General features: G+C 36.9%; 13 protein-coding genes. 12 read left to right on the forward strand and 1 reads right to left on the reverse strand.

The window, feature by feature from the left end; genetic code table 11:
• The first annotated feature begins 45 nt into the window (after positions 1-45).
• The 8 genes from K7I92_RS02175 to K7I92_RS02210 all read left to right on the forward strand — a co-directional run bounded on the left by K7I92_RS02175 (position 46) and on the right by K7I92_RS02210 (position 7,852).
• Positions 46-1,605 carry an ABC transporter ATP-binding protein gene (locus K7I92_RS02175; RefSeq protein WP_220281865.1) on the forward strand — a complete coding sequence of 520 codons (1,560 nt, stop codon included), beginning with the start codon at positions 46-48 and terminating at the stop codon, positions 1,603-1,605.
• The gene (locus K7I92_RS02180; RefSeq protein ID WP_220281867.1) at positions 1,598-2,734 is read left to right on the forward strand and encodes an ABC transporter permease; all 1,137 of its coding nucleotides are present in this window, start codon (positions 1,598-1,600) and stop codon (positions 2,732-2,734) included. Before K7I92_RS02175 ends, K7I92_RS02180 begins: the two co-directional genes overlap by 8 nt.
• A gap of 1 nt (position 2,735) precedes the next feature.
• Positions 2,736-3,704, forward strand: a complete 969-nt coding sequence (locus tag K7I92_RS02185; RefSeq protein WP_220281868.1) for an ABC transporter permease — start codon at positions 2,736-2,738, stop codon at positions 3,702-3,704.
• Between the two features lie 8 nt (positions 3,705-3,712).
• Positions 3,713-4,663, forward strand: coding sequence for a nucleoside hydrolase (locus tag K7I92_RS02190; RefSeq protein WP_203244547.1), 951 nt, complete (start codon positions 3,713-3,715; stop codon positions 4,661-4,663).
• Positions 4,660-5,598, forward strand: coding sequence for a nucleoside hydrolase (locus K7I92_RS02195; protein WP_203244546.1), 939 nt, complete (start codon positions 4,660-4,662; stop codon positions 5,596-5,598). Before K7I92_RS02190 ends, K7I92_RS02195 begins: the two co-directional genes overlap by 4 nt.
• A 377-nt stretch (positions 5,599-5,975) precedes the next feature.
• Positions 5,976-6,776, forward strand: coding sequence for a MerR family transcriptional regulator (locus K7I92_RS02200; protein WP_220281869.1), 801 nt, complete (start codon positions 5,976-5,978; stop codon positions 6,774-6,776).
• Positions 6,777-6,785: 9 nt separating this feature from the next.
• Positions 6,786-7,577, forward strand: a complete 792-nt coding sequence (locus tag K7I92_RS02205; RefSeq protein ID WP_203244544.1) for a Cof-type HAD-IIB family hydrolase — start codon at positions 6,786-6,788, stop codon at positions 7,575-7,577.
• A 29-nt stretch (positions 7,578-7,606) separates the two neighbouring features.
• On the forward strand, positions 7,607-7,852 hold the full coding sequence (locus K7I92_RS02210) for a hypothetical protein (protein WP_203244543.1): 246 nt from the start codon (positions 7,607-7,609) through the stop codon (positions 7,850-7,852).
• A 33-nt stretch (positions 7,853-7,885) separates the two neighbouring features.
• Here K7I92_RS02210 and yfcE read toward each other — a convergent pair whose 3' ends face one another.
• On the reverse strand, positions 7,886-8,443 hold the full coding sequence (yfcE, locus tag K7I92_RS02215) for a phosphodiesterase (protein ID WP_220281870.1): 558 nt from the start codon (positions 8,441-8,443) through the stop codon (positions 7,886-7,888).
• A gap of 49 nt (positions 8,444-8,492) precedes the next feature.
• Here yfcE and coaBC point away from each other — a divergent pair, with 49 nt between their 5' ends.
• From coaBC to K7I92_RS02235, 4 genes are all read left to right on the forward strand, one after another.
• Positions 8,493-9,680 carry a bifunctional phosphopantothenoylcysteine decarboxylase/phosphopantothenate--cysteine ligase CoaBC gene (gene coaBC / locus K7I92_RS02220; RefSeq protein ID WP_220281871.1) on the forward strand — a complete coding sequence of 396 codons (1,188 nt, stop codon included), beginning with the start codon at positions 8,493-8,495 and terminating at the stop codon, positions 9,678-9,680.
• Between the two features lie 4 nt (positions 9,681-9,684).
• On the forward strand, positions 9,685-10,479 hold the full coding sequence (locus tag K7I92_RS02225; protein WP_220281872.1) for a type III pantothenate kinase: 795 nt from the start codon (positions 9,685-9,687) through the stop codon (positions 10,477-10,479).
• Positions 10,480-10,555: 76 nt separating this feature from the next.
• Positions 10,556-11,503 carry a 3-hydroxyacyl-CoA dehydrogenase gene (locus K7I92_RS02230; RefSeq protein WP_220281873.1) on the forward strand — a complete coding sequence of 316 codons (948 nt, stop codon included), beginning with the start codon at positions 10,556-10,558 and terminating at the stop codon, positions 11,501-11,503.
• A 71-nt stretch (positions 11,504-11,574) separates the two neighbouring features.
• Positions 11,575-12,453 carry a YitT family protein gene (locus tag K7I92_RS02235; RefSeq protein WP_220281874.1) on the forward strand — a complete coding sequence of 293 codons (879 nt, stop codon included), beginning with the start codon at positions 11,575-11,577 and terminating at the stop codon, positions 12,451-12,453.
• Position 12,454: the final 1 nt, after the last annotated feature.

Raw genomic sequence — 12,454 nt, forward strand, 5'->3', positions numbered from 1 at the left:
TCTTTTTTCATCATTTAAATAATCAATTAAAGAGAGGTAAACATTATGAATGAAGAATATGTCATTCAAATGAAGGGCATCAAAAAGATTTATCCGAATGGTGTAGTTGCCAATCAAGGTGTTAATTTGGATGTTCGTAAAGGTGAAATTCATGCTCTGATGGGTGAAAATGGAGCTGGTAAATCAACTTTGATGAAGATGTTGTTTGGTTTGGAACAGCCAACGGAAGGAGAAATTTTCATCAATGGTGAAAAGGTGAATTTATCATCACCAAATGTGGCGATTGCAAAAGGAATTGGAATGGTGCATCAACACTTTATGTTGGTACCAAGTTTGACAGTAGCTGAAAATATTGTTTTAGGAATGACACCAAAGAAAAATGGCATTTTTATTGACCGTCAAAAAGCTATTCAAATTACAAAGGAGTATTCTAAGAAATTTAATTTGTTGGTGGATCCAAATGCACGCGTTGTGGATATTCCCGTTGGTATGAAACAAAAAGTGGAAATTTTAAAGGCATTGGTTCGTGGAGCTAAGATTTTAATTTTAGATGAGCCGACCGCAGTTTTAACCACCCAAGAAACAGTGGAACTGTTTAAAGAATTAATTCATTTAAAGCAACAAGGCTATACTTTAATCTTTATTTCCCACAAGTTGAATGAAATTATGGAAATTACCGATCGTTTAAGTATCTTACGAGGTGGTAAATTCTTAGGTGTTTATGAAACTGAAGATGTGACACCGGAGAAAATTTCTCGTTTGATGGTTGGTCGTGATGTGGTTTTACGAGTTGAAAAAGAATCAGCGAAGCCAAGTGAAGAAGTGCTTAAAGTGCGTGATTTAGAATTCGTGAATGATTGGGGCAAAAAAATGCTGGATAAAGTTTCTTTTTCGGTGCGCAAAGGAGAAATTCTAGGAATTGCCGGAGTGGAAGGAAATGGGCAAAAGGAATTGGTGGATATGTTATTTGGCTTGGATCGACCAAATGCGGGTTCTGCTACAGTTAATGGTGAAAACGTTCTTGGTCTAAAGCAACAACAGCTTCGTCAAAAACATATTTCCTTAGTTCCGGAAGATCGTATGTTATATGGAATTGCGGCCAGCGCATCAGTTGAAGAAAATCTTTTATCCGATCGTTGTTCGCATAAAGAATATAATAAGGGACTTTTATTCAATATGAAAGCCATTCATGAAGCTTCGGACAAACTCATTCAAGAGTATAAGGTTTTGTGCAAGAATCATGATCAAAAAGTGGCTATGTTATCGGGTGGTAATATTCAAAAGGTTGTTGTGGCGCGTGAATTTTCTAATCAACCGGAATTGATTATTGCTGATCAGCCAACACGTGGAATTGACGTTGGAGCAACGGAGTTCATTCGTAGGAAATTAGTGGAATTATCCCGCTCAGGTATTGGTGTTTTATTAGTATCTGCCGATTTAAATGAAGTCATGGAATTATCGGATAGCTTGATTGTGATGTATGGTGGAAAGATTGTGGCTTATTTTGAAGATACGTCGAAATTGGACGATGAAACCATGGGACGTTATATGTTAGGACTTCAGAAACAAACACCAGAAGAAATAAAGAGGGTATGTCATGAATAAGAAAAGAAGCTTGATGTTCAATGTGGTTCGAGGAGCCATGGCGATTGGAATTGCTTTATTGGTAGCGGCTGTGTTTATCTTTATTAGTTCTAAAGGTGATTCTTTAGGGGAAAAGCTAAGCTCTACTTTCTCTGCTTTATCGACCATGTTATTTCGACCTTTATTAAAGGTCGACGGTAGTTTCAGTGTTAAGAGTTTTACCGATATTTTGGCAAGTATGATTCCAATTATCTTCACCGGTTTAGCAACTTGTGTGATGTTTTCTGCGAATCAATTTAACTTGGGGTCGGAAGGCGGTATTCTTCTTGGTGCTTTTGTGACTTCTTTGATAGCTGTTTATGTGCCTTTACCGGGGGCTTTATTACCAATAGTTGCTATATTGGCAGGAACTCTTGTGACGGGTCTAATGATGTTAATACCGGCGGTTTTTAAGGCAAAATTAAATGTGAGTGAGATGGTTAACTCATTGATGTTGAACTATGTCATTATGTACATCATCAAGTTCTTAATGAATACCTTTATAGCTGATAAAACAAAGGGTACAGTACAAACGGCAAATTTCCAAACAAACGCATTATTGCCACAACTAATTGATAATGGATCAAAATTATCGATTGGTTTTGTTGTGGCCATCGTGATGGTTATTCTCATTACTTTATTCATGTATCGCACGCGCTGGGGTTATGCGGTTCGCATGATTGGTATTAATAAAGAATTCTCGATGTATTCGGGATTGAATGTAGCCTTCATCATCATTTTGACCCAAGTGGTTGGTGGTTTATTAGCTGGAATGGGCGGCGGTATTGAAATGCTTGGTAAGAATATTTATTTTGACTGGACGACTTTACCGGGTTATGGCTGGACTGGGGTTACGGTTGCGATTTTGGCTGGCAATAATCCTGCTTTTACACCATTAGCAGCCTTCTTTATTGCGTATTTAGCAAAAGGCTGTACATTAATGTCTACTTATACAAGCGTACCAGCACAATTAATTGATATTATCCAAGCAACCATTTTCTTATTCTTTGCTGCGAATCAATTCTTAGCGAAGTATCGTCAACGCTTGGTAGTTAAGAGTGCTGAAGAAGAGCTAAAAGAAAAATTAATTAGTGAAGGAGGTAAACAATAATATGTTTGAACTAATATTAACTCCTGAATTCTTCTTCTCGGTATTTCGTATCACAGCTCCAATTCTATTTGCGGCATTAGCGGCGGTGATTTGTGAAAAGGCGGGAATTTCAAACATTGGTTTAGAAGGAACGATGATGCTATCAGCCTTGTTTGGTTCTTTGTTTGCGTATTATTCATCCAATTGGCTGATTGGTTTAATCGTAGCGATTGTAACGGGTATTTTAGTTAGTTTATTGATGGGCTTCTTTGCCTTTCACTTAAAGACCGATGTCATTTTGACGGGAACGGCCATCAATATGATTGGCTCCGGTGGAACCATTTTCTTGGTTAAGATTATTACAGGAATGACGGAAGGCAAACAATTTACTTCAACGACTTCTTTTATTACCAAAGAATTACAGATACCGGACATTCATATTCCTGGTTTGGAAGCTATTCCATTTGTTGGTTCAGTTCTTTCGGGGCATAATTTATTGACCTATGTGGCTTTTATTTTAGTGGCTGTAACTTGGATTTTATTGTATCGAACATCCTTAGGCTTAAATATTCGTTCAGTTGGAGAAAATCCAAATGCGGCTTCTTCAGTGGGTGTTAGCGTAAAAAAAGTGAAGTACATTACAATGGCGATTGCTGGTATTCTTTGTGGATTGGGTGGTGCCTTCATGTCGATGTACTATGCGGCTGGTTGGTCTTTGGATATGGTAGCAGGACGTGGTTTTATCGCTTTAGCGGCACAAGCTATGGGAGCAGGTGAACCCGTAGGGGCGATGTTTGCGGCAATGATATTTGGTTTAGCTCAAGCTTTAGGCATCAAGATTTCAGCAACCGGTATTGATTCAAACCTGGTTTCGCCAATTCCATATTTGATTACCATCATTGGTTTAGTTATCTTTGCTTTACATGAAATTCGTAAAGCAAAACGTTCTCGCTCAAAAGAAGCTTTACAAGAAGTCAGTGGTGATAAATAAGGAAGCCTATGAAAAAGATAGCGTTAATTTTAGATGGGGATCCAGGACATGATGACGCAATTGCTTGGGTTTTAGCTAAGTCGAATCCACTTTTTGATATACTTGCGGTAACAAGTGTGGCAGGTAATCAGACTTTGAAAAAGACAACGTATAATACACAACGCATTTGTACATTATTAGGTATTCAAGCTCCGATTGCGAAAGGAAGAGAAGTGCCTTTAATGGCAGATTTAATTACAGCTAGTAATTTTCATGGAGAATCGGGTTTAGATGGACCCGCTTTACCGGAACCTAGTATGGAATTATCGCCTTTATCTTCGGTTTCTTTAATGGCAAAGGTTTTAAAGGAAAGTAAGGAAAAAGTAACGATTGTTGCGACAGGTCCTTTAACCAATGTAGCTGAATTATTATTGGTACACCCAGAACTAAAGGAAAAAATTGAACGCATCTCCATCATGGGAGGAGGTTTGCGTAATGGTAATTGGACATCAGCGGCTGAATTTAATATTTATGAAGATCCAGAAGCGGCGGATGTTGTTTTCAAAGCGGGTATTCCTTTGATTATGTGTGGTTTGGATGTGACCGAAAAAGCAATTGTCTATCCGGAAGATGCGCAGAAAATTAGGGAGGTTGGTAATCAAGTAGCGTCTATTGTGGCGGATTGGTTGGCCTTCTTCTTTAAGCATCATAAGGAACTTGGTTGGAATGGTTCACCCTTGCATGATCCTTGTGCTATAGCGGTTTTAATGAAGCCGGAAATCTTTGAAATCAGGAATGCTTATGTACAAATTGATACGAAAGGACAATATACAAGAGGAGCGACGATTGGTGATTTGGATGGTAAGTTAAGTGGAAAGGCTTGTAATGTTCAAGCTGTTATAGGCGTTGACCGTCATGCGTTTGTAGAATTGTTGGTGGAAAGCTGTCAAGCTTACCAAGGACATGAGGTGAAAATATGAGTGATGTTATTCCGATATGGATTGATACGGACACAGGTGTTGATGATGCGGTTGCTCTATTATGTGCTTTTCAATTAGATAATCTTTTGATTAAAGGTGTATCAGCGGTTGCTGGTAATGTTGGTCATGATCGAACCTTTGTGAACGCTAGAAATGTGTGTTCATTAGCCCAAAGAGAAGATATTAAAGTATATCCGGGGGCTAATAAGCCTTTGTTGATTGATTTAAAGGATGCGGCGTTTGTGCATGGAGCAGACGGTTTAGGTGGATCTATCCTTCCAGATTCAAATGCACCTTTGGAAGAAAAGAGTGCTTGGGATGCGATTTATGAAGCGGCTTTAGAAGAAAAAGGAAATTTAGAAATCGTTGCTGTAGGACCACTAACGAATCTGGCACTTTGTTTGTATAAGTATCCGGACTTAGTGAAATATGTAAAACGTATTTTAATCATGGCCGGGGCGGCGCAAGGGGGTAATAGTACACCATGTTCTGAATTTAATATTCATGTAGATCCACACGCGGCGGAAACAATCTTTAAATGTGGTATTCCAATTATAATGTTTGGTTTAGATGTGACCATGAAAGCTTACCTAGAAGTAGATGAAGTCAAGGAAATGGCGAAAGAAAAAACGGCTGTGAATGAATTTTATCTCGCTTCCACAAAATCGAACATTGATTTATACACCCGTTATTATCGTCCAATGTTGTGCTTACATGATGTTTGTCCAATTCTTTATTTGAAGTATCCCGATATTTTTAAAGGGCAAAAAGCCGGTGTTTATGTAGAAACTCAATCTGAGATTAGCTTTGGTAAAACCGTAACGGATCTTTGGAGTGATGCAAAGTTTCCGGACCGACACACTTTTGTGATATTAGATGTTCATCGAAATCGTTTTAAAGAAATCGTGTCTAATTTATTAGCCCAATACAAATGAAAACCACTTTTCTAAAAAAGTGGTTTTCATCACATAAATATTTTATAGGGGGAGAGAATGAGTATCAGTTCTTTTAACTGACACCCATAGAATAGAAGAAGAATATGGGAAGATAATGGATTTAATCTGAATTTTATGTGAACATTTCTTCTAGCCAAAAAGAAAACCGACCGAAGTCGGTTTTCTTTCTATAAATGGGAGAGAATGAAGAATCAGTTGTTATCAACTGACAGCTATACTATATCTAAAGGATGTGTGGAATAAATGAAAGACAGGTGAATTTTATCTGAACATTTAAAAAGAATTTTTAAAAAACAGTAATGCCGTTGAAAGCATTTTTATTTACTTTTACAATAGATACCGGAGGTTTGTAGAATATGAAAGTAAATGAATTTGCGAAAAGAATTGGTTTGCCAAATTCAACAATTCGTTTTTATGATCGAATTGATATTACTGAAAGTACGCGTGTTGAAACGAATAATTACCGTAATTATAATCATTTAGACGCATTAAATATTTATAGTGCCCAATCCTTAAGAGGCTTTCATTTTAGTATTGATAAAACCAAGCAAACTTTGAATTCAAACTTAGCGGAATGTATCGAAAATTTTAACAATGAAGAAAAAGAACTGGAATTAGAAATTCTTCGCTCTAAACAACGCTTATCCCGCTTACAAGAAATCATGCGCTTTGTTGATCAAGCAGAGAAAACGCATAACCAATGCTTTGAATACGATGTGGATGATTATTATATGGTTGAAAGCTTTGGTCAAGCAGAAGAAAAGAAGCTAAGTGAAAGGGAGAAAAAGAGCATTGAAGAGCTAAGTGATGCGTTACCATTTAGCTATGTAGCCATTCATATCCGTAAAGAAGATATTTTAAATGGAAAAGATAGAATTCCAACGCAAGTGGGCTTAGGAATTTTAGAGAATAAGCGAAAACTAATTGGCTTAGATTTGGATTCAAGTGTGCAAAAATTCCAAGGTGGAAAAAAATTATCAGTTTATGCTTATGTTGAAGATCCTTTCTTATTAGACCGCTCGCTTCTTTTGCCTATTTTGGAGAAATTAGAAAAAGAAGGAAAAGAGCTAAGGGATTTTTATGGAAGATTGTACATTTCTTATACAGAAAATAACATTCGTTTCCATGGGATTACCGTTGGTTGTTCAATTGATTAAAATGATCGTATGAAAACAATTTTTTTTGATATTGATGGAACTTTATTATCTTTTCAAACACATCGTATTTCTAAACAAACCTTACAATCCTTATATCAATTAAAGGAAAAAGGCTTTCAATTAGCCATCGCTTCCGGTCGTTCACCCATTCAATTACCAAGCCTTGATTCTTCTTTAATCCGTTTTCCTTGGGACGCTTATGTATTATTGAACGGGCAGTACGTGTTAAATGCTAAGAAGGAATGTGTATATGATTTAGCAATCCCGGAAGAAAGTGTGCGTAAGTCTTTTGCGTATATGGCTAAAAAAGAAGCGGTTTGTGCTTACTTTGCGAAAGATCAATCGTTTTATGTTTGTCAGAATAAGAAAGTGATGGATTGTTTTAAACAAAATCCTTACTTACCTAACTTTTATGAAACAAATTCCATGGAAGAAATTTTAGCAAAGAAGATTTACCAAATTTGTCCTTATTTCTCCGAAGAGGAGGATAAAGCCTTTTTAGAAGCCGTTCCAGCTGTGAAATCACAACGTTGGATTGATGTGTTTGCGGATATGGTACCGGAAGAAGGTGGTAAATCGAAGGGTATTGAAAAGGCAATCGAATTATTTGGCTTTTCAAAAGAATGGGTTTGTTTTGGCGATGGTGGAAACGATAAGTCCATGCTTCAAAAGGCAACATTGAGCATTGCCATGGGGAATGCAAAAGAAGATATCAAAGCAATAGCGGATTATGTGACGGCAAGTGTAGATGATGAAGGTATTACACAAGCTTTAAAACATTTTGGGTTTTTATCAAAATAGAATATACTTAAGAAAAAGGGAGAGTGTGTATGTTACTAAAAGTAGTTCGAGAAAAAGAAGTAACTTATTATAATAGTTACCAAATTAAAGCGGTTATCGTTAGTCGTGTGTATGAAGATGATGGTTCTTACGACGTTAGTTTCGACATGTATAATGGTTTAGAACCAATTCGTGTGTTTAAAGACAAGGAAAAAGCGGAAGAATTTGTGCAACGTTTGGCAACGATGATGTCAGATGAAAAAGCTTATGTCTTAGTCGATTGCGATAAACTCTAAGAGCTTAGGCTCTTTTTTTATGAAAAAAGCTGATTACCCAGCTTTGAAAATACAAGAAATAGAATAAGCTTGATGATCGAAAGTGTAGGTTTGGAAATACTCTTCAGTTAATAGAGCATAAGTAGCTAAATGATTGCCTTTGGGAATAGCGACGCTACCAGGGTTTAAGAAATAAATATCTTCTTTTAAATTAACGCTTGGAATATGCGTGTGTCCAGAAAGAAAGAGATCACCTTTCTTTAGGAAAGAATAACTTTTGGGTTCATAGATATGACCATGACTTAAGAAACAACGCTTATTGCCCAGCTGAAAGAAGGAATAATCAGCAGTAATAGGAAAGTTTAAGACCATTTGGTCAACCTCGGAATCACAATTTCCACGCACGCAAATGATTTCTTTTTGATAAGTATTCAATAATTGAATGACTTCTTTTGGTTGGTAATCCTTTGGTAAATGATTGCGGGGACCATGATAAAGAAGATCACCTAAAAGTAAAATTCCATCCACTTGATGAAAATGGTAAGCATCCATGACTTTCTTACAAGCATCAAGTGAACCATGAATATCAGATGCGACTAAATAGGTTTTCATAAAGGCTCTCCTTTTCGACGTGCTATAATATCCACAAGTGAGGTATTGTATGATAAACAAACATATTGTACTTGGTATTACAGGAGGTATTGCGGCATTCAAAGCGGCATCCCTCGTTACTAGTTTAAATAAACAAGGTTATGAAGTGCAAGTATTGATGACAAAATCAGCTTGTGAATTTATCACTCCTTTAACTTTTGAAACATTAACGAAGAAAAAGGTCTATGTGGATGTTTTTGATAAGAGTGAAGACGTTCTTGTCCATCATATTGAAATTGCAAAATGGGCGGATTTATTTGTGGTCGCACCAGCTACGGCAAATACGATTGCTAAGATGGCGAATGGTTTTGCGGACGATATGTTAACAAGTAGCTTTTTAGCGTCAACCTGTCCCAAATTGATAGTGCCTTCTATGAATACACATATGTTGGAAAATGCAATGACACAAGAAAATCTTAAAAAATTAGTGTCCTATGGCATTTCGGTGATGGAAAGTGATACAGGTTTATTAGCTTGTGGGGATGTGGGAAAAGGAAAATTCCCGGAGTCTGAAGCTATCATAGAAGAAATGGAACGTTTATTAGTACGTGAAAAAGATTTACTGGGTAAGACGGTTTTAATCAGTGCCGGACCTACTTTAGAAGCATTAGATCCGGTTCGTTATTTAAGTAATCATTCTTCGGGAAAGATGGGCTATGCTTTAGCGAAGGAAGCGAGAAATCGTGGCGCAAAGGTTTATCTGGTTAGTGGACCAGTTCGCTTGGGACAACCAAAGGATATGGAAGTTATTCCCGTTCAATCCGCAAAAGAAATGGCGGATGCCGTGTTTTCTCATTTTGAGCAAGCAGATATAACGATTATGGTAGCTGCGGTAGCGGATTATCGTCCATTAGAAATAAAGGAAGAAAAGATTAAGAAACAAGATTCAACTTGGACATTAACCTTAGAAAGAACAACCGATATTCTAGCTACTTTAGGTGAAAAGAAAAAAGCAACGCAAATTCTGGTTGGCTTTGCGATGGAAACTGAAAATTTATTAGAAAATGCACAAGCGAAGCTCATGAAAAAGAATTGTGATTACTTAGTTGCGAATTCTATTCGTGAAGTTGGCTCCGGTTTTGCCGGGGATACCAATCATGGCTATATCTTGTCAAAGAGCACCCAAGTGGATTTAGGCTTGTTGACAAAAAAAGAATTGGCGAAGAAAATCATCGACCAAATCAGCAAAGGGGATTAAGAGGATGTTAGTGTGTGTGGATGTGGGGAATACGAATATTGCGATTGCTCTAATGCAAGGGAATACGATAGTGGATCGCTTTCGTTTGATGTCAAAGACACCTAGAACATCAGATGAATATGGTTTCTTTTTAATGAATTTGATGGACAAGGCTGATGTGGAAGTGGCGGATTTAGAGGGAGTCATTTTATCCTCCGTTGTGCCAAAGTTAAATTATTCTTTGATTTCTGCTTTTAAAAAGTATTTGCATTGTAATACGATGATGGTTAACCATAAGATGAAATTAAACTTTCAATTGGTAACACCATATGCGGAACAAGTTGGTGCGGATCGAATTGTGAATTGTGCCTATATTCATCATTTTCATTCTAAGGGTGGTATTGTTGTTGACTTTGGAACAGCAACAACCTATGACTATGTGGATGAAAAAGGGGATTTTAAGTATGTTATTATTCAACCGGGTTTAGGTATTTCGGCAGCCGCTTTAACCAGTCAAACTGCTCAATTACCGGAAGTAGAGATTAAAAAACCAAACTCCATTTTGGGAACAAGTACTGTAACAGGTATGCAAGCGGGAATGGTGTATGGTTACCTAGGTGCAGTTAGAGAAATCATTCAAACGGCTAAGAAAGAATTGAATGATGAAGAAGCTTATGTGGTAGCGACGGGTGGTCTTGGTAAAGTCATTGCTAAAGAGTTGCAAGAAATTGATGAATATGATGGTGACTTAGCGTATCGAGGTATGCGTCATCTCTTTGACTTAAATAAAGAAGATTATGTAAAGAATTCAGATGACTGAGTTCTTTTTTCTTGGGCATTATAAGAGTACTATTTTTTTTCATCCGTATAATGAGGGTAAAGGAGGTATTCATATAATGAATTGGAAAAATGTGACAATTGCAGGTGGTGGTGTTTTAGGTAGCCAAATTGCTTTGCAGGTAGCTTACAGTGGATATAAAACAACGATATGGCTTAGAAGTGAGGATTCTATCACTCGTACTAAACCAAAGCTAGAAAGGTATAGAGATTTATACATCGCCGATTTAGAAAGTATGAAAGATGGGAAACATTACTTTCCTGGTTTGAGCAGACAAAAGAAACTTAGTGTTTCAGAAATGGATGCTTTGATTGAAAACTTTAAGAAAGCCTATCAGAACATTGTTTTAACAACTGATTGGCAAGAAGGTTTTGCGGATGCGGATTTTATTATTGAAGCAATCGCAGAAAATGTGGAAGAAAAGAAAGATTTCTATACGAAATTAAATGATTACACAAAGAATGATGTCGTAATAGCAACGAACTCTTCGACTTTATTGCCAAGTCAATTCAAGTCATGTATAAAGAATAAAGAGAATTATCTAGCTCTTCATTTTGCAAATCATATTTGGCGTCAAAACACGGCTGAAATTATGGGTCATGATGAAACGGATAAAAACTCTTTCGATGCTGTCGTAGACTTTGCTCAAAGTATCCACATGGTTCCTTTAAAGCTCTTTAAGGAACAGCCGGGTTATTTATTAAATTCTATGTTGGTGCCGTTCTTAAGTGCCGCGCAACAGTTATTGGCTGATGGTGTTGGTAATGTAGAAGATATTGATAAGGCTTGGACGTTAGGAACAGGATCTCCGCTTGGTCCCTTCCGTATTCTCGATATTGTTGGCTTACAAACGGCTTATAACATTCAAATGATGAAGCCAAGCGCAAGTGACCCTCAAACACCGGCAGGGCGTGTGGCAACAATGTTGAAAGCGTATTTAGATGCAGGTAAAACAGGGGTTAACGCAAAGGAAGGCTTTTATTCCTACAAGGAAGAAGGAAAGTAATTTTCCTTCTTTTTTCATCTTGAAAGCCTTTTTTTATTTCATTATTATTATCTGAGAATAGGGGATTTTGTATGTCAGATATGGTTTTGATAAAGCCGAAAAGAGTTAGCGTTAAGAATATGATGATGATTGTCTTAGGATCCGCTATATACGCTTTTTCTGTGAATTATTTTTTATTACCATTAACGCTTTATTCGGGAGGGATACCAGGTACTTCCCAAGTATTAAGAACATTATTTTTTGCGCATGTTACACAAATGGATTTAGCAGGTTTGATTAACTTGCTATTTAATATTCCTTTGTTGATATTAGCCTATAAAACCATGAAAAAAAGAATGGTGGTTGGTACGATTGTTTCGGTCATTCTTCAAACATTGGTATTTACTTACTTTATGATGCCGAAAAAACCTATTTTAGATGATAAATTAGCGGGTATTGCGATAGCCGGTATTTTAGGTGGTGTTGGCTGTGGTTTGATTTTAAGTAATGGGGCCAGTGCTGGTGGTTTGGATTTATTGGGTTTATATATGAGTTCAAAGAGTAAATCCATCTCTGTTGGTAAATTTAATACCTTGTATAACGTACTTTTATATATGGCTATGGCGCTGTTATTTAATGTTCAAACAGCTTTGTATTCGATTATTTATATTGTGGTATTTTCGTTAACAATCGACCGCTGGCACTTACAAAATATTGAAATCAAACTAATGATTTTTACACATAATCCGACTGTCAAAGAAAAGATTATGAAAGAGTATGGTCGGGGAGTCACTTGTTGGGATGGTAAAGGAGCTTATACCAACCAACAAACCGAAGTGCTTGTGGTAATCGTAGATAAATCAGAAGTGAATGACGTGAAAAAGGATATTCGTCGTTTAGATAAGGAGGCTTTTGTGATAACGACCAGTGTCTTGGATATTAGTGGTGGCTACCAAAAGCGATTATTGTAGT

Origin of the sequence: Bulleidia sp. zg-1013 (assembly GCF_019798045.1) — a bacterium.
In the GTDB taxonomy this organism is placed as follows: Bacteria; Bacillota_I; Bacilli_A; order Erysipelotrichales; family Erysipelotrichaceae; genus Bulleidia.

Bases quoted from the DNA above. Each gene is read 5' to 3' on its own strand.
- K7I92_RS02230 (WP_220281873.1), top strand. From the start codon at position 10,556: ATGAATTGGAAAAATGTGACAATTGCAGGTGGTGGTGTTTTAGGTAGC.
- K7I92_RS02175 (WP_220281865.1), top strand. From the start codon at position 46: ATGAATGAAGAATATGTCATTCAAATGAAGGGCATCAAAAAGATTTAT.
- K7I92_RS02235 (WP_220281874.1), top strand. From the start codon at position 11,575: ATGTCAGATATGGTTTTGATAAAGCCGAAAAGAGTTAGCGTTAAGAAT.
- K7I92_RS02185 (WP_220281868.1), top strand. From the start codon at position 2,736: ATGTTTGAACTAATATTAACTCCTGAATTCTTCTTCTCGGTATTTCGT.
- K7I92_RS02210 (WP_203244543.1), top strand. From the start codon at position 7,607: ATGTTACTAAAAGTAGTTCGAGAAAAAGAAGTAACTTATTATAATAGT.
- K7I92_RS02205 (WP_203244544.1), top strand. From the start codon at position 6,786: ATGAAAACAATTTTTTTTGATATTGATGGAACTTTATTATCTTTTCAA.
- K7I92_RS02225 (WP_220281872.1), top strand. From the start codon at position 9,685: ATGTTAGTGTGTGTGGATGTGGGGAATACGAATATTGCGATTGCTCTA.
- yfcE (WP_220281870.1), bottom strand. From the start codon at position 8,443: ATGAAAACCTATTTAGTCGCATCTGATATTCATGGTTCACTTGATGCT.
- K7I92_RS02200 (WP_220281869.1), top strand. From the start codon at position 5,976: ATGAAAGTAAATGAATTTGCGAAAAGAATTGGTTTGCCAAATTCAACA.
- coaBC (WP_220281871.1), top strand. From the start codon at position 8,493: ATGATAAACAAACATATTGTACTTGGTATTACAGGAGGTATTGCGGCA.
- K7I92_RS02195 (WP_203244546.1), top strand. From the start codon at position 4,660: ATGAGTGATGTTATTCCGATATGGATTGATACGGACACAGGTGTTGAT.
- K7I92_RS02190 (WP_203244547.1), top strand. From the start codon at position 3,713: ATGAAAAAGATAGCGTTAATTTTAGATGGGGATCCAGGACATGATGAC.
- K7I92_RS02180 (WP_220281867.1), top strand. From the start codon at position 1,598: ATGAATAAGAAAAGAAGCTTGATGTTCAATGTGGTTCGAGGAGCCATG.